This is a genomic window from Cryobacterium sp. PH29-G1 (assembly GCF_030063365.1).
Lineage (GTDB): Bacteria > Actinomycetota > Actinomycetes > Actinomycetales > Microbacteriaceae > Cryobacterium.
Genome location: NZ_JASISY010000005.1, coordinates 231,470 through 247,666 on the forward strand (window position 1 = coordinate 231,470; position 16,197 = coordinate 247,666).

A 16,197-nucleotide genomic window follows, 5' to 3' on the forward strand; every position below is an offset into this window, starting at 1 on the left:
AGGCAGGCAACACAAATTCGGTGGTTCGCCCTCCGGAGGCAGGGGCGGCAGTTCGAATCTGCCTGGGGGCACACTCTGGCGTGACAGTCCAGTTCGGACTATTGCCACCCACTTCGGACAATCCGGCTATCAAGTTCGTTGAAAGTCATGTCGTTTTCTTGAGCAGACGTAACCCGAACGCGGTCCTCAGCCTGTCGCAGTTGACGTGCCTTGGCAGGATTTCCTTACGCGACAGGTCAAACGGGACAAGTTCGCTCAGACGGCGTGCAGAGCTTCACCGCCAGTCAGCGGGCCAAGATGTGGACCCGGTTTCTGACAGGGAACTTCGGAGAGTTGTGGGTGGCGGAGCTTGAAGGGCGGATCGTCGGTTTCGCCTCTACTGGCCCTCCTCGCGAGCAGCCTCCGGTTAGCGATCTTGAGCTGGGCAGCATCTACCTGCTCGCCGCGCACCATGGGTCAGGGCTTGGCCAGGAGCTCCTCGATGTCGCCCTCGGCGACCGAGGGGCGTCGCTCTGGGTCTTGGACGACAATCCAAGAGCACACGCGTTCTATGCCCGCAATGGGTTTTCGCCGGACGGAGCCTACAAAATTGATGAGCACTTCGGCAATGTCCGTGAGATCAGAATGGTTCGTTGAAGGCCGCGGAGCAGAATGCGGTGCCGCGTAGGGTGTCAACAATGGACCCCGTGGAACTGATGGATCTCAACAACGACGTTCGAGAAGGCCGCGTCAGAATCTGGCATGGCGGAGCCCCCGACCTCGTTTACGTCACCACAGAGCGCGAACTCGCGCGGGCCATTGCCGCTCACTGGGCCAAGAGACGCAATAGCCAAGGTCGCGGCTGGCTATATCGCGTCTCGCTCGACGACGTCGATTTGGCACCAGACGACGACCTACCCCGCGGGCCCTTCATCAGCTTTCAGGCAGCCCGCGTACGAGTCGCGGCCGTTTTCGATCGCGGTGTCGACCCTGACAACCCGAGGCATGTGCGCGAACTCGAGAAGTTCGTCCGTTTGATCGGCTAAATGGAGCGCGATGACCGTTCGGCTCCGGGCGCTGGGACATGAACTCTGAGACGCACCCAGTCGTCCGACCGGCTGGCGTTGAATTCAGAACACATTCGGAATAGACTCGATTCATGGCGCCAATAACACTCACCCCTGCAGAGCGACGCGTTGTGCAATCGTCGGAACTGTCCCGTAATTCTGCAGCGGTCTTCGCTGCCGCTGAGGAAGCACCCGTCGAGGTCACTCGGCGCGATGGCGAAACGTTGGTTCTCACCACGAAACGTGAAACGGCTGCCCATGAACGGATCCTCGAGGTCGCCGCACAGCTGATCGCCGTGTCACTGGATGACAGAGGCACGCTAGAGGATCGCCTCGCACGACCGTTTCCCTGGATCAAGCTGCTCAGCGTTCAGGACCAGAGAACCTGCGCACAGGACATCATCGACACGGCTCGTGGCGCATTTGTTGTGAATCAGCCGGGGCGGATACTCACTGAGATCAAGGCGTGGCAGAACACCGCGGAGGCTGTTGCGGCCGGCTGGGGACAGGAAGAACCGGATTGGCTTCGTGAACCTGTGGCGGTCAAGAAGCCCCGCGCCTAATGGCACCGAAGAAGGGGATCGTCGCTCGCCCCCTCAAATCATCAGAATTCGCCATCGAGCATGTAACGAGTCAAGCCGTGACTGGATGGCGCGATATCGTCGCTACCCAGAAAAGCTCCGCCGCGGACGCCTGGGACCGGCTCACGAAGGCCCCGAACCAGTCGGACCCCAAATGCCACCAGCTCAAGGGCCAACTCGCAACTATTGTTCGTGACGGCGTCGAACACGATCAATGGCAGTACGAACTCGCTGGGGGCGCACGCATTTGGTTCTGCGTTGAGGGCAGAACAGTGAACCGTCCCTGATTTCCTGCCGCTTTCTTTCTGGTGAAAGGATTCGGTTATGCCCAAGAAATACCCAAATGAGGTTCGTGAGCGACCGGTTCGTATGACGCTTGATCGTGTGAAGGATTACCCTTCGATGCGGGTGGCGTGCCGCGACCTGGCCGCCAAGCTCAACTTCGGCGCTGAGACCCTGCGGAAGTGGGTCACGCAGGCGCAGGCCGATGCCGGCGAACGCACCGGCCCCACGAGCGAGGAACTCGAGGAGATCAAGCGGCTCAAGCGCGAAAACCGTGACCTGCGCGAGACGAATGACATCCTCAAAGCGGCAGCGTCTTTCTTCGCGAGGGAGCTCGACCCTCGCAGCCGTCCATAGTCGCTTTCGTCCTGGGGATGAAAGCGAACGGCCATGGAGTCGCGTTGACGTGTGACGTCCTGCGCGAGCAGGGCGTCGCTGTCAATTCACGGTCCTATCGTGCATGGAAGACGCGCGCCGCCGCCGCGCGAGTCCAGAGCGACGCGGTCCTCGTCGACCGGCTCCGGGCGTTGAAGGCTCGAGATTGCCAAGGCCGTTCGCGAGCCTCTGATTGTCCCTACATCCGAAAGGCCAACTCTTCCGCTACCAGACCCCGCACGCGCCTTAAGCGTCCATGCGGTTCTCGAGTGACACGGCATAGGTGCGCTCAGCTGGCGGTGGTCGGGCCCCAGATCCGTCGCGCTGGGGGTTCCTGTGCTGCACCCGGACGAGCCCGAGCCGCTCCCTTGTTTCGCCCCTGTCTCGCCCCTGGTGAGACTAATGGCCCGCAAGTCACGTGTCTTGCTCGTGAAGTCTTCACGACTCTCGAGCCGACCACGGCGCCTGCGCCTCAGCGCTCCTCGCTGCCTAGGTCAATGCGTTCCGCAATCTCGGAGACGTCGTCAAGGCGTCCGGAAGCAACGTCCATGATGAATTCATAGGCCTCATCATTGGACCAGCTCAGCCGTCTTCCATTCATACCGAGGAAAGCGATCAGCGCAGCGAGACTCAGCCTCTTGTTGCCGTCAATCAAGCCGTGGTTGCGGGCCAAGGAGTGCGTCAGCGCCGCGGCCTTCTCGTTGAGACTCCCGTAGGCATCCCTTCCAAATGCGCTCGCGCGCGGACGGGCCAGCGCCGACCCGAGCAACCCCTGGTCACGGACCGGCATGTCTCCTCCGAGGGCCCGCTGCCCGACGTAGAGGAGATCAGCGTAGGTGAGATAGATCACTTTCCCAGGCGTTCAAGCGCTTCAGCGTAGCGCGGGAGCTCCTCGTCAAGGACACTACTCAGAAGGTCCTGTCGGCTGTGGTTCTCGACGTATTCACGCACCGCCTGCTTGGCGATGTCCTGCATGGACCGCCTCTCGTACTCGGCACGGCGACGCAGGGCGTCCGCCTCATCATCGGTCAAGCGCAGGGTCATTGGCATGGACACACGGTATCACCAGTGACACCGTTCTCGATAGGGTTCCAATAGGGGGTTCCGCCTACGGGCCTGCGTTAGCGCCCGTAGTGGTATCGACATCCGGCGATACGGACTTCGTCGTTCTCGACCTTGTAGATCAGGCGATGTTCGTCTGTAATACGACGTGACCAATACCCGTGGAAGCCGTGCTTGAGGGGTTCGGGTTTTCCGATTCCTTCATTGCCGTTGCGCATAACGTCGGTCAGGAGCGTATTGATGCGTTTGAGGATCTTGCGGTCTTGCGTCTGCCACCAGCAGTAGTCGTCCCAGGCGTCCTCGTCCCAGAGCAACTTCATTCGTCAAGGTCGTGCTGCGTGCCCTGGCCCGCCTCGAGTCGCTCGATCGATCCGAGGAGGCGGCGCGCGTTCGCGGGGTTCTTCAGCAGATACGCGGTTTCCTTGAGCGACTCGTAGTCGTCGAGCGAGACGATGACCACGGGTTCGTGCCCTGCACGAGTGATAACGACTTCTTCTCGGTCATCCACCACTGCTGAGAGAGTCTCGGCGTACTTCGCCCGGGATTCTGAATATGTCATGGTTCGCATTGAGATCCTTTCACGTACAGAAAATTGTACATCTCCTTGGTTGCGACTACAAGATGCACCCACGGCTCCACCATCGTCGCGTAAGCCGTTCCACTTACGGGAACAGTCGGTAGTCGTCTCTCGGCTAAACGCCGGGGTTGACGATGCGCTCCATCCACGTCTCCGGGGCGATCAAGGTGGAGAACCCGAGATTGGAATACAGGCTGTGTGCATCGTTGGTCGAGAGGGCGATGCGCCTCAGTCCCAGGGGATCGCACTCCTCGAGAATCCCCGCGATGAGGGCTTTGCCAATGCCGTGACCGCGAACTGTGGGGTCGACGAAGACATCGCAGAGCCATGCAAACGTGACGCCGTCCGTGATGACGCGCGCGTAAGCGACCTGCCGATTAGAGACAGTGTCGTACATGCCGAAGTTGCGTGAGCCGTCAATGGCTGCGTCCTGCCGTGAGCGTGATCGCTCGGGCGCCCAATAGGACAGCTCGCTGATCCAGCGGTGCACCTGATCGCGGTCGATCTCAGCAAGGTCAGATGAGAACCGATAATTTGCATTCATCGTCCCATCTAATCGTGTTGACACAAGCCGTGCTGAGTTCGGTCAACTGGACCGACCGCCGAATCCATGTGCGATTGGCGAGGATCAAAACGAACGAGCGCCCCGTAGGGGGTTCGGCTTGCGGGCGTGAACAGCTATTGGGCCAATGCGCGCGGTGTGCACTTGACGTGAGTTCTTGGCCGAGGTGGCCATAGGAGGTGACACCGAGATATCATGTACATGACGTACTTAACGTACGTTTGCACGCGCGGGTTTACCAGCGCAGGAAGGTTGAAATGCCACTCGTCGCCGACTACAGCACCTTTACAGACGCGCGCTCACATCTCAAGGAAGTGTTCGATGCCACCGCGCGCGGGCGAACTGTAACCGTGCAGCGCGATGGTCAGCTCTCTGCGGTCATGCCGGTAGATCGGCTGCGTGCATACTTCTCTCGAACTGTATCGCCGCGCGTACGCGTCACTCGGGAAGACGACCACACTATTGCGTTGATGGATGGTCGCCCCTTCGTGTCTGAGGGTACGGATGTTGACGGCGCGCTCGCTGACCTCGCCCTTTCCCTTCGGGAGTACGCCGAAGACTGGAACGACCGGCTGGAGCATGCGCCGAATCACGCCGACAACTGGGCGCTTGTGCAGCTAATCAAACTTTCAACCGACGAGCAGCTCCTCGAATGGCTTGAGCGCGGCGGTGAGTAGGTACCCGGCCGCGACCCGCGAGGACCACGACGATTTCTGCGTCGCGGAGAAGTGGCAACTCGTACGCGGAGCATCAGGACAGCCTGTCCGGCATCACCGCACCTATGAGTTGGCGCTCTGGGACGGGCAAATCCTCCGAACTCGGATCTCCAGGCCGGTCGACAGGTCAACGTACTCTGCCGGGATGTGGACCCACATCCTGCGAACCCAGCTTGCCCTTGACGCTGAGGCGTTCTGGGCATGTGTTCGCGACAAGAAGTTGCCGGACCGCGGGGCCCCCGAAACTGTGACCCAGAAGGAGCCCTTGCCGCTGTATCTCGTTCGGGCGCTCAGCGAACTCGGCGTTGACGAAAGTGAGAGCCTGGCACTCACCGCGGCGGAAGCGGCGCAGCTGCTCAGCGAGAAGATGGCCGAGGTCTATGGTCATCAACGCGGTTCGTGAGCGATTCGTCATTTACTGGACCAACGATGCTTCCGGAATGGTCGCCGTGCCCGTGGCTCTATGGCCTGTTTGTGCTGCGCTGCAACGCTGTCAAGGCCAGCATGGAAGAGGTTACTGTACGTGTCGAGCGTCTCCTTGTCGGAGGCGTGTCCGAGCATCCGTTGAAGCGCTTTAACGTTGGCGCCGGCCGAGGCAAATCGAATCGCGTACTCGGTCTTCTTCGTGGGCCTGGCGACCAGGTCGTCTTTTACCACCGTCAGGACGCTCAACCAGTTCAGCGTCGTCGAGCCACTCGAGACTCTCGACCGGGTGGCTCGCCAGCCTAGCCGCGATCGCGGTTGCGGTCTCGCGCCAAGAGGTGAGCTCGGATCGAGCCCGTCCTGCTCCGATTTATCCTTTGGCGAATTCCTGAACAACGCTTTCGCTTCTGTTCTGTGGTTTGTACCGCGCGTGCTGAGTCCGCTCAAGCGCTCCGGGGAGCTGCCCGCAGGGGCGCCCGCACGGGGGTCGCCCACAAGCCGGCCAGTCGCACTGCTCGAAGTGCGGTGAAAAGTTCGGCCGCCTGCACGGGTTTGGCCACGGAACGCCCGGTCATCTCGCTTATCCGCCCCAGTCGGTGAAGCACCGTATTTCGGTGACAATGAAGCTGCTTGCCACACTCGGCAGTCGAACCGTCGGTGGCAAACCAGCATTCAAGCGTGTCCAGCAGTACGCGTGCATCATCTGGATCAAGGTCAGCCAGCCCGCCGAGAACGCCGTCGCGGAGTTCGACAGCGTATGCGGGTTGGGACACGAGCATGGTGTCGATCGGGGCCGCGCCGTAGGAATGCACTCCCACCGCGGCGGGGGCGATGCAACGCATGGCTAAAAGCGCTTGTCGCACCGCGGCAGGCGCGCGCTCGAGGCCCTGTAGCGGCAGGCTCGCCCCGATTCGTGAACTGACGGTTCCGGCCAGTGCGTGCGCGGCGGCGGAGGGGTGCGCACCCGCACCGCTTCCGAGCAGGCCCAGATACTCACCTTTCCACGGCGCCCAGGCGGAGCTGACCCCCATCCCTCGCAGCCGGTCGGTTATGGCGGGAATCGGGTCATCATCTGAGTGCCGCATTTCAACGGCAAGAACGACGAAGGTTGCCTGGTTGGGAAGGCCAAGAGCACGAACCGCTCGACCGGCATCGCCCGAGAACTCGCCTTCCAGAATCGAGAGCAGCATGACGTTTTTACTCTGCTGGTCTTTGCGTTCTCGTTCGTCGACGACCTCTCGGTACGTCTCCGCGGCGGCGTTCGAGTACCGGTCGATAATGCCCCATACTCCGGATGACGCGGTGAGCAGCGCGGTTGCGTGTTCCGGCGTCGTCGCCTTCGCCATCAACGCGTCCCACAGGTGTAGACCGGCAAGCCGGTATGCGTGCAGGAGGCTCGCCATGGGGATGCCGTGCTCCGCCTTCACCCGGCCGGCATGGCGGGGGGCAGCGAGCGAGTCATTGATGCCCAGCAGGCACTGCAGGATCGCCTCGAGGTTGTCATGCACGATGCCTTCGAGCACACCGGCACCGAGCACGCTCTCGGCGTAGTCGTGCTCGCCGTTGATGATCTGGGCAACGACGCTGTCTGACAGCTCGCCAACCGAGTCGATCATGCCCGAGAAGAGCTCGCGAGCGCCCTCCACTAATACATCCGGGGTCGGCATACTCTGCGGCGCTTCATTGCGTTCCATTCGCTCAGTGTAATCCGGTGCCTATTCCGTTTCGTTGTGCGGCCGCACAACGCACAGGACCAAAATAGCGGCGGCGGCCCATCGCTATCACCGACGGTGGAGTCGAGACTGGCCTGACACCGCGACCCGGAATTCGAGTCGCCGTCCGGTAACAATCAAGGGAGATTGATGACCACCACCGATCCGATGTCGAGGACACAGGCCATTCCGGCCCTCGACCAGCAGCAGCGCGATCAACTCGACGCCGCTATCATCGAGTTGGCCTCGGGTGCCGAGCGGTGGGCCAGCACCCCGCTTTCCGAACGCGCCGGACTATTGGGAGCTGTGCACGCAGCCATGACGGGGGCCGCCCAGGAATGGGCGGAGACCGCCGCTATGATCAAAGGACTGGCCCCGTCATCCCAGCTCGTGGGGGAAGAGTGGATCGCCGGCCCGTATGCCGGCCTTTCCGGCGCCGGCACCCTCGCTCAGTCCATCGCAGCCCTCGCTGCTGGGACGAGCCCGCTTGCCGGCAGCCGGTTCGGAACGGCGCCCGGCGGTCGCGTCACCATCCCGGTACTTCCGGCCAACGCGCACGAGTGGTTGCTGCTGCACGGATTCAGCGCTGAGATCTGGATGGCTCCTGGCCGCTCCCCCGAGGAGGTACGGGCAAGCGCTGGCCTCGGTGAGCTCACGCCCACAACGTCGGGCGGAGTGGGACTCGTGCTCGGTGCCGGCAATATCACGTCGATTCCGCCGCTCGATGTGCTGTACGAGATTGTCGCGAACAACCGGTCGGTGCTACTCAAGCTCAACCCGGTCATGGCCGGAATGAAATCGGTTTTCGACAGGGCCCTCGCCCCCCTGATCAACTTCGGAGTGCTGCGTATCGTGCAGGGCGCTGGCGACGTTGGTGCGTATCTCACGCAGCACGATGGCATCGCTCACGTGCATATCACCGGGAGTGCGGCAACGCACGATGCCATCGTCTGGGGAACGGGCGAGGAGGCGGCGAGCCGCAAAGCGACAGGCACCCCGCTACTGGCCAAACCGATCACGAGCGAACTCGGCGGAGTATCGCCCATCATTATCGTTCCGAGCGCATGGACGAAGCATGACCTGCGCTATCAGGCCGAGCACGTCGTTACTCAGCGCCTGCACAACGGCGGATACAACTGCATTGCCGGCCAAGTGGTTGTAGTCAGCAGCAACTGGCCTCAGAAGAAAGCGTTCCTCGCCGAACTCCGACGGGCACTGGCGGCAGCCCCGCAACGCCCAGCCTGGTACCCCGGCAGCGATGGGCGAATGCAAGCCGCCTCCGCCGCCTATCCGACCGCGGAGCGGATGGGCCAGAACGGCTGCCGCCTGCTGATCGATGTCAAAGCCGAAGACGACGCATCGAATGTGATCACCACCGAATATTTCTCCCCGGTGCTGGGTGTTGTCGAAGTACCGGGCACGGGGCAGGCCTTCCTCGACGCTGCCGTCACGCTCGCCAATGACGAGTTCGTCGGCACCCTCGGTGCGAATCTCATTGTCGAGCCGAAGGTCATCCGGCAGCTCGGAACCGGGTTCCTCGATTCCATTGCACGTCTGCGCTACGGCACGATCGCCATCAATGCTTGGACCGGCCTCGGATTTCTCACCGCAACCGCATCGTGGGGCGCTTATCCCGGTGCCACCATCGACAACGTGCAGAGCGGCATCGGAACCGTGCACAACGCGCTGCTCATCGATCGGCCCGAGCGCACAATCGTTCGCGGCCCGTTCCGGCCGTTTCCGCGATCGTTTGCACACGGAGAATTCGCTCTTTTCCCGAAGCCGCCGTGGTTCGTGCAGGCGCGTTCCGCCGCGACGACCGGACGTCGTCTAGCCGGTTTCGCGGCCAAACCGTCATGGCTGAAGATGCCCGCAATCTTCCTGGCGGCTTTCCGGGCCTGACCGTTTGGTCGTCCCGCACGCTCCCCCACCACTCATTCCCAGCCAGAAGGCGAGCCGCCGTGTTCACCAGTCCCTTTCCCGACGTCGAAATCCCCGATCTCAGCGTCTTCGACTATCTCTTCGGTTCGCTCGAACCCGCATCCGCCGACCGCATCGCCCTCACCGATGGGGCGACCCGTGAGACCACAACGTACGGCGAGCTAGTGCGCCAGATCGAAGCAGTTGCGGGGGCGCTCGCCGCTCGTGGCATCGGTGTGGGTAGCGTCGTGGCGCTGCACTCCCCGAACCGGCCCGCTTTCGCCGTGGCATTCCACGGCATTCTCCGCGCTGGTGCCACTGCGACGACGGTCAACGCGCTGTCGACGGCCGGTGAGATGGCAACGCAGCTGACCGACTCCAAAGCGGTAGCCATCATCGCAGCGGATGCGCTGTTCACCGTTTCTGCGCAAGCCGGCGATCTCGCCGGTGTGTCAGCTCACAACATCATGAGCATCGGGACGGTCGGCGGGAGCACCAGTCTTGCCGACCTGATCGGGGAGGCGCATCCCGCGCCCGAGGTGAGCTTCGATCCGGCAACGCACCTGGCCGTGCTGCCCTACAGTTCGGGCACGACAGGCAAGGCCAAGGGCGTCATGCTCACCCATCGCAATCTCGTGGCCAATGTTGCGCAGTCGGCACCCATCATCGGCGTGAGCGCCGATGATCGCGTTCTGGCTGTGCTGCCGTTCTTCCACATCTACGGCATGACGGTGTTGCTCAACATCTCTCTGGCACAACGAACCAACCTGGTGACCATGGCCAGATTCGATCTGACCGATTTCCTCAGTCTCATCCAGTCCGAACGCATCACCTACGTCTTCATCGCTCCTCCCATCGCGGTGGCGCTGGCGAAGCATCCGCTGGTTGGCGAATTTGACCTGTCGAGTCTGCGCACGGTGTTTTCGGGGGCGGCGCCCCTGGACGGCATCGTCGGCGGTGCTGTTGCCGAGCGGCTGAAGTGCGAGGTACTCCAGGGCTACGGAATGACCGAGATGAGTCCAGTCTCGCATGCCGCACCCCGAGGTCGAACCGATATTCCCCTGAACTCGGTCGGTCTCACCGTGCCCAACGTTCAGTGCCGCATCGTTAACCCGCTCACCGGCGATGACATCGAGATCCCGGCCGTGGGTGTGAGTGAGCCCGGCGAATTGCTGTGCCGCGGCCCGAACATCATGGTGGGTTACCTCGGAAACGATGAAGCAACCCGGGCGACTATTGACGCCGACGGTTTTCTGCACACCGGCGACATCGCGACGGTGAGCGCCGAGGGGTACGTGACTGTCGTTGACCGGCTCAAAGAGCTCATCAAATACAAGGGTTATCAGGTCGCGCCCGCGGAGCTTGAGGCGTTGTTACTGGGGCATCCCCAAATCGCCGACGCCGCGGTCATCGGCGTGATCGACGCGGATGGTGAAGAGGTGCCGAAAGCATTCCTGAGACTGCAGCCGGAGGCAACGCTCACCGGGGACGCCGTCATGATTTGGGTCGCCGATCGGGTAGCCCCGCATAAGAAGGTTCGACAGGTGGAAATGATCGACTTCATCCCGAAGTCGGCGTCAGGCAAGATCCTGCGCAAGGATCTGCGGTCAAAAGGAGCGCTCGTATGAGTAACAACACTGAAGAATTCGACTACATAGTCGTCGGTGCCGGATCGGCCGGAGCCGCTGTCGCAGCTCGACTCACCGAAGACGCGAGCATCTCCGTTCTGCTGCTCGAAGCCGGCGGCGTCGACGATATGCAGGAGATCGTGATCCCGGCAGCTTTCCCGAAACTGTTCAAATCCGACGCCGATTGGAATTACCAGACCGAGCCGCAGGATGAGCTGGAGGGGCGGTCGATCTACTGGCCCCGTGGCAAGGTACTCGGCGGCTCATCCTCCATGAACGCCATGATGTGGGTGCGCGGATTCGCTGCCGACTACGACAACTGGGCGAGGCTCGCCGGGGCCGACTGGTCGTACGAGGCGCTCCTGCCGTATTTCCGCAAAGCGGAGGCGGTGGAGGGCAACACCGATCCCGACCAGGGCACGGACGGCGCGAATTCGATCTCGCACCAACGCAGTCCACGATCGCACACCGCAACGTTTCTTGAGGCGGCCGTCGAAGCCGGAATGCCACGCGTAGCGCCGAACTCGGCAAACCCGGAAGGGGTCAGCCAGACAATGGTGAGCCAGCGCGGCGGCCTGCGGCACAGCACGTCGGCCGCCTACCTTGCGCCGGCAGCCGAGCGCTCCAACCTTGTCGTTCGCACCGGGGCACACGCCACTCGCGTGCTGTTCGAGGGAACCCGTGCTGTCGGTGTCGAGTACCTGAGCGCGGGCACCCCGGCCTCGGTCTTCGCGCGCCGGGAGATCGTGCTGAGTGGCGGAGCGGTGAATACACCGCAGTTGCTCATGCTGTCGGGCATCGGCGATGCGCCCCATCTCCGCTCCCTCGGAATCACCGTGCTCGTCGATGCTCCAGAGGTCGGCTCGAACATGCGCGACCACCTGTTCGCGGCGCTCGCGGTCGATACCGACGCTGACACCCTCTTCGGTGCCGAGACCGAGGAACAGCTCAACGATTTCGTCTCGCAGCAGCGCGGCATGCTCACCTCCAACGTTGCGGAGGCGTACGGTTTCGTCAAGACCGACCCGTCGCTCGCCTTCCCCGACATCGAGGTGCTCTTCGCCGCCGTGCCGTATATCGGTGAGGGACTCGTGGCCGCGCCGCGGCACGGCGTCAGTGTCGGTGCCATCCTGCTGCAGCCCAAGAGCCTCGGAACCGTGCGACTCGCCTCCGCCGATCCGCTCGCGAAACCGCTGATCGATCCGAATTATTTGGGCGATCCGAACGGAGAAGATCGTGACACACTGCTCGCGGGCCTCGGCGTGTGTGAGCGAATTCTTGCCGCCACGGCATTTGCTCCCACGCGAAGTGACGGCAAGTTCATCCAACCCGCCGGGTCGGATGCGCAGACCGTGGCCGAGCGTGATGCATTGGTGATCGATCAGTTCTCGCAGACCCTGTACCACCCGACGAGCACTGCTCGCATGGGATCGGATGCCGGATCGGTGGTGGACCCTGAGCTGCGTGTGCGCGGCGTGCAGGGGCTTCGCATCGCCGACGCGTCGATCATGCCGGAGATCATCCGGGGGCACACGAATGCTCCATCCATCATCATCGGCGAGAAGGCGGCTGATCTTCTGCGCGCATCGGTGTCGACCAGAGTGGAAGCGGCTTCGGTTCATTGAGGTGAGTCCGGCGGCGAGGATCACTCGGCAGCGCCGCCGGCCAATGTCCGGATGGTTGCCCCTGTAGCGATGTTCCCCGACGCGCTGGGCGCTTTCCCCGGGGAGGGGCGCCCCACGCCCGTAGTGTGGCCATGTGAACGAAACCGCGCCCCGGGCGCCGAAAAAGAATCGACCGCGGTACGCGGCGGGCCAGCCGTCGGCGCCAACAGCCTCGCCTCGGCTCGCCTGGATCGTGCGCGTGGTCGCTGCCGCCGGCGTTCTGGTCGTCGCTTGGGCGTGCCTGACCGGGTGGGGCGCGATCGTGCACGGCCACCCGCTCTACGCCGTGCTTCTCGTCGCGACGTTGCTCGCATCCGCTCTCGTCGGCTGGCGCACAGTTCGACCCCGGCCCGGGAGAACCACCTGGCGCCGCATTCTCCGCATCGCGCTGGTCGTCGTGTCGATCGCGTGGATCGCGCTGATGGCCTGGCTGCGCCCGTTCTCTGCGGACGAGCCGGCCGTGGCTGCGATGGACTCCGACACCAGCGTCACCGTCGCTGAGGACGCGACCCGGATCGTGCTGACCCCAACTGGAGTGGTCAGTACGACGGGGGTGTTCTTTCAGCCCGGCGCAAAGGTGGATGCCCGGGCATACGCCGCGGTCCTGCGCCCCCTGGCCGAATCCGGTTACACCGTCATCATCCCCAAGCAACCGCTCAGCATCGCCTTTCTGGCCATCACGACCTTCGACGCCGCCAGAAGCGACTTCCCCGGCATCACGCGGTGGGTCGTGGGCGGGCATTCCCTGGGTGGAACCGTTGCCGCAATTCAAGCGGATGCCGGCGACAGCAACCCTGTCGCACCCGTCGTGGGTCTGCTGCTCTATGCCTCGTATCCCGCGAACGACATCAGTACCTCGCTGACCACCCCCGTGCTGTCGATCTCGGCGACCAACGACGGGCTCGCCACACCGGAGAAGATCGAGGCGTCCAAACAGATTTTGCCCGCCGAATCCACGTTCACCGTGATCGACGGAGCCGTGCACGCCTTCTTCGGCGACTATGGACCGCAGCCCGGCGACGGAACCCCCGCGGTCAGTCATGACGACGCTCGCGGCCAGATTTCGCGCGACACCGTCGCCTTCGTCAGCAAACTCAGCGAGTGACAAATCTTCCGGGGGCCTAGTTCGCCGGCTCAGCACCGCCCGTACGTCTCGGATCGGATTTAGGTGTTGGAGGCGAGGGCCCGACCGATGATGCGGGCTCCGTCGGCAAAGGCTCCGGGGTTGGGCCCGGCATAGTTGAGCCGAATGAACGGGCCGGTCGGCTCGGCCGGAAACCAGTCAGTGCCCGCAGCGATCAAGACCCCCGCTGCTTCGCAGTCCGCGACCAAGCGGTCGAGATTGGTCCCGTGGGGCAGGCGCGCCCACAGGTTGAGCCCGCCAGCGGGAACATTGGCGATATGAGCATCGGGGGCGTGTTCGCGAAGGCTGGTGAGCAGGAGATCGCGGCGCGCGCCCAGTTGCTGACGCAGGTTTCGGAGGTGAGTCTGCCACCCGGGTTGCGTGACAACGTCGAGCGCTGCCGCCTGGAGTACGCCGCTGACGTACATCGATTCGGCGCCGCGATCGGCGAGGATACGTTCTCGGGCCGGCCCGCGAGCGATGAGGGCTGCGATGCGGATGGACGGCGAGACACTCTTGGTGAGCGAGCGAATATATACGACGTGACCAGCGTCATCCTGAGCTGCTACGGGGTGCGAAGTCGTGCTGATGCCGAAATCATGGGCCCAGTCATCTTCAACGAGGAAGGCTCCGTGCGCACGGACAACGTCGAGAACCTGGCTGCGGAGAGCGGCCGACCACTGGGTGCCGGTGGGATTGGCGTAGTTCGGTTGGGCGTAGAAGACGCGGGAACCGGTTTCCTGAAAGGCGCGGGCGAGTTCGTCGGGGTCGGGACCATCGGGCCCCGTGGCAATCGGAACGACCTCGACACCCGTCTGGGCTGCAGCCACGATCGCCCCCCAGTAGGTGGGCGACTCCATCAGCATCGGCTGCCCGGCGGTCACGAGGGCGCGAAAGATCGTGCTCAGGCCGCTCTGACTGCCCGGGAGCACGATGACGTCGCTCGCCAGGGGCAAAGTGACCCCGACGGGCGTCTCCGCTCCGAGCTCGTTGGCGAACCAGGCCTGTAATTCGGGTAGTCCGGCCACCGGGGAGCGGGTGAGCGCAGCCTCGCTCCGAGCCGAGCGGGCCAGCGCCGACCGGATCAGCCGCTCGGGCAGGAGCTCACGGTCGGGATAGCCCGTGTGGAGGGCGATCACGCCCTGCGGAGCCGTGCGCATAGCGGAAGCCCAGGAGGGGATGTGGCGGTGCGGCGATCGCAGCGCCGCCGTCTGCCAGCTGTAGTCCAGGGGCCGCGCGGTGCGCACAGCGCGAACAAAAGCGCCGGAACCCGGACGTGTTTCGATGAGACCCTGCGCAGTGAGCGTGCGCAGGGCCTTTTGTACCGTCACCGGGCTGGCCGCGTATTCCGCGACGAGCGCCCGGGTCGACGGAAGCCGCGCCCCCGGTACCGCCTGGGCAATCCAATCGCGGAGCGCGGCCACAATCCGAAAGCTGCTATCGTTATTCATGTTGGATCATAGTAGCGCTATCCAGAAAACGCGTACACCGCTATCGAGGTCGCGCGCGGGCCTTGCGTGGGGATTATTGGGTGTTGCCGCCTTCTCGTTCACCGTTCCCCTCACCCGCATTGCCGTCGAGGGCATGTCACCGCTGTTCATCGGGTCCGGGCGCGCCGTCATCGCCGCAGCGCTTGCGGCCATCGCCCTGATCATGACTCGGCAACGGTTTCCCCGCGGCACCCAGTGGCTTCGCCTAGCTGTCGTCGCGGGTGGTGTTGTCGTCGGCTTTCCACTTCTCACGTCATTCGCTCTCACCACCGCCACCGCCAGCCACGGCGCCGTCGTCATCGCAATATTGCCGGCCGCAACAGCCGTCATGGCGGTCATCAGGGGCAAAGAGCGCCCACCGCTGTTCTTCTGGATCATGGCCACCGTCGGCGCGCTGGCGGCCATCATCTTTGCGTCAGTGCAAGGCAGTGGACTCAGCCACCTTCGCTGGGCCGACCTGCTACTTTTTGGAGCCGTCATCGCGGCCGCCATTGGCTACACCGAGGGCGGCTTGCTCGCACGCGAGATCGGTTCGTGGCAGACGGTGTCGTGGGCGCTAATCATCGCTTCGCCTCTCATGATCTTATTGACCACAGTGGCGATACTCGATCAGCCGCCCACCGGAACGCCCGTGCAGTGGGCCGCGTTCGCCTACCTCGGAGCGGTGAGCGGGTTTCTCGGCTTCTTCGCCTGGTACCGCGGCCTCGCCATCGGGCCCATGACGAAAGTCAGCCAGGTGCAGCTCACCCAACCCGTTCTCAGCATTCTCTGGGCAGCGTTGCTGCTCCGCGAACAGCTCACCTGGCCGACCATCATCGGCGGCTCCGTGGTGATTCTTTGTGCCGGCCTCGCCGTGAGAATACGTATCGGGCGCAACGCACTCACCCCCAGAACGGATGCTCACAGGCCGTGACCCGAACGCGTCGTCGGCGCCGATTGCGCGCCGGGTGCCGCCGTCAATCACACGCGAGTTGCTCTTGCCGCATCGCTGCCCGCAGACTGGAAGTACCGGATCGCTATTGAGTCTTCCGCTGGC

General features: G+C 63.4%; 18 protein-coding genes and 1 pseudogene. 11 read left to right on the forward strand and 8 right to left on the reverse strand.

What is annotated here, in order from left to right; translation table 11 throughout:
* Positions 1-264: 264 nt before the first annotated feature.
* The 4 genes from QMK22_RS09165 to QMK22_RS09180 all read left to right on the forward strand — a co-directional run bounded on the left by QMK22_RS09165 (position 265) and on the right by QMK22_RS09180 (position 2,266).
* Positions 265-636, forward strand: coding sequence for a GNAT family N-acetyltransferase (locus tag QMK22_RS09165; RefSeq protein WP_502857395.1), 372 nt, complete (start codon positions 265-267; stop codon positions 634-636).
* Between the two features lie 41 nt (positions 637-677).
* Complete coding sequence (locus tag QMK22_RS09170) at positions 678-1,025, forward strand: hypothetical protein (RefSeq protein ID WP_283497314.1); 348 nt, start codon at positions 678-680, stop codon at positions 1,023-1,025.
* A 113-nt stretch (positions 1,026-1,138) separates the two neighbouring features.
* Positions 1,139-1,609 carry a prevent-host-death protein gene (locus QMK22_RS09175; RefSeq protein ID WP_283497315.1) on the forward strand — a complete coding sequence of 157 codons (471 nt, stop codon included), beginning with the start codon at positions 1,139-1,141 and terminating at the stop codon, positions 1,607-1,609.
* A gap of 342 nt (positions 1,610-1,951) precedes the next feature.
* Positions 1,952-2,266, forward strand: a complete 315-nt coding sequence (locus QMK22_RS09180) for a transposase (protein WP_283497316.1) — start codon at positions 1,952-1,954, stop codon at positions 2,264-2,266.
* A 490-nt stretch (positions 2,267-2,756) separates the two neighbouring features.
* Here QMK22_RS09180 and QMK22_RS09185 read toward each other — a convergent pair whose 3' ends face one another.
* From QMK22_RS09185 to QMK22_RS09205, 5 genes are all read right to left on the reverse strand, one after another.
* Positions 2,757-3,134, reverse strand: a complete 378-nt coding sequence (locus tag QMK22_RS09185; protein WP_283497317.1) for a type II toxin-antitoxin system death-on-curing family toxin — start codon at positions 3,132-3,134, stop codon at positions 2,757-2,759.
* Positions 3,131-3,334: a ribbon-helix-helix domain-containing protein gene (locus QMK22_RS09190; RefSeq protein WP_283497318.1), complete on the reverse strand. Its 204-nt coding sequence runs from the start codon at positions 3,332-3,334 to the stop codon at positions 3,131-3,133. Before QMK22_RS09190 ends, QMK22_RS09185 begins: the two co-directional genes overlap by 4 nt.
* A 71-nt stretch (positions 3,335-3,405) precedes the next feature.
* Positions 3,406-3,666: a Txe/YoeB family addiction module toxin gene (locus QMK22_RS09195; protein ID WP_283497319.1), complete on the reverse strand. Its 261-nt coding sequence runs from the start codon at positions 3,664-3,666 to the stop codon at positions 3,406-3,408.
* On the reverse strand, positions 3,663-3,905 hold the full coding sequence (locus QMK22_RS09200) for a type II toxin-antitoxin system Phd/YefM family antitoxin (protein WP_502857399.1): 243 nt from the start codon (positions 3,903-3,905) through the stop codon (positions 3,663-3,665). Before QMK22_RS09200 ends, QMK22_RS09195 begins: the two co-directional genes overlap by 4 nt.
* 133 nt (positions 3,906-4,038) lie before the next feature.
* Positions 4,039-4,467, reverse strand: coding sequence for a GNAT family N-acetyltransferase (locus QMK22_RS09205; protein WP_283497321.1), 429 nt, complete (start codon positions 4,465-4,467; stop codon positions 4,039-4,041).
* 275 nt (positions 4,468-4,742) lie between these two features.
* Between QMK22_RS09205 and QMK22_RS09210 the strand changes: the two genes are divergently transcribed.
* The gene (locus QMK22_RS09210; protein WP_283497322.1) at positions 4,743-5,162 is read left to right on the forward strand and encodes a hypothetical protein; all 420 of its coding nucleotides are present in this window, start codon (positions 4,743-4,745) and stop codon (positions 5,160-5,162) included.
* A 184-nt stretch (positions 5,163-5,346) separates the two neighbouring features.
* Positions 5,347-5,604 (forward strand): hypothetical protein, encoded by a 258-nt coding sequence (locus QMK22_RS09215; protein ID WP_283497323.1) that lies wholly within the window; start codon positions 5,347-5,349, stop codon positions 5,602-5,604.
* A gap of 8 nt (positions 5,605-5,612) precedes the next feature.
* On the opposite strand, the pseudogene QMK22_RS17560 reads toward QMK22_RS09215, so the two are convergent.
* Positions 5,613-5,795, reverse strand: a pseudogene (locus QMK22_RS17560) (site-specific integrase); the annotation flags it as partial.
* Between the two features lie 272 nt (positions 5,796-6,067).
* Positions 6,068-7,318 carry a PucR family transcriptional regulator gene (locus QMK22_RS09225; RefSeq protein WP_283497324.1) on the reverse strand — a complete coding sequence of 417 codons (1,251 nt, stop codon included), beginning with the start codon at positions 7,316-7,318 and terminating at the stop codon, positions 6,068-6,070.
* Positions 7,319-7,486: 168 nt separating this feature from the next.
* Between QMK22_RS09225 and QMK22_RS09230 the strand changes: the two genes are divergently transcribed.
* From QMK22_RS09230 to QMK22_RS09245, 4 genes are all read left to right on the forward strand, one after another.
* Positions 7,487-9,238, forward strand: coding sequence for an aldehyde dehydrogenase family protein (locus QMK22_RS09230; RefSeq protein WP_283497325.1), 1,752 nt, complete (start codon positions 7,487-7,489; stop codon positions 9,236-9,238).
* A 59-nt stretch (positions 9,239-9,297) separates the two neighbouring features.
* Positions 9,298-10,884 carry an AMP-binding protein gene (locus QMK22_RS09235; protein WP_283497326.1) on the forward strand — a complete coding sequence of 529 codons (1,587 nt, stop codon included), beginning with the start codon at positions 9,298-9,300 and terminating at the stop codon, positions 10,882-10,884.
* A complete protein-coding gene (locus tag QMK22_RS09240; RefSeq protein WP_283497327.1) occupies positions 10,881-12,509 on the forward strand; it encodes a GMC family oxidoreductase in 1,629 nt (542 codons plus the stop codon). The genes QMK22_RS09235 and QMK22_RS09240 overlap by 4 nt, the downstream gene beginning before the upstream one ends.
* A 133-nt stretch (positions 12,510-12,642) precedes the next feature.
* Positions 12,643-13,653 carry an alpha/beta hydrolase gene (locus QMK22_RS09245; protein ID WP_283497328.1) on the forward strand — a complete coding sequence of 337 codons (1,011 nt, stop codon included), beginning with the start codon at positions 12,643-12,645 and terminating at the stop codon, positions 13,651-13,653.
* Between the two features lie 59 nt (positions 13,654-13,712).
* Here QMK22_RS09245 and QMK22_RS09250 read toward each other — a convergent pair whose 3' ends face one another.
* Positions 13,713-15,122, reverse strand: a complete 1,410-nt coding sequence (locus QMK22_RS09250) for an aminotransferase-like domain-containing protein (protein WP_283497329.1) — start codon at positions 15,120-15,122, stop codon at positions 13,713-13,715.
* Between QMK22_RS09250 and QMK22_RS09255 the strand changes: the two genes are divergently transcribed.
* The gene (locus QMK22_RS09255) at positions 15,121-16,074 is read left to right on the forward strand and encodes a DMT family transporter (RefSeq protein ID WP_283497330.1); all 954 of its coding nucleotides are present in this window, start codon (positions 15,121-15,123) and stop codon (positions 16,072-16,074) included. The two genes, QMK22_RS09250 and QMK22_RS09255, sit on opposite strands and share 2 nt — an antisense overlap.
* The last annotated feature ends 123 nt before the right edge of the window (positions 16,075-16,197 follow it).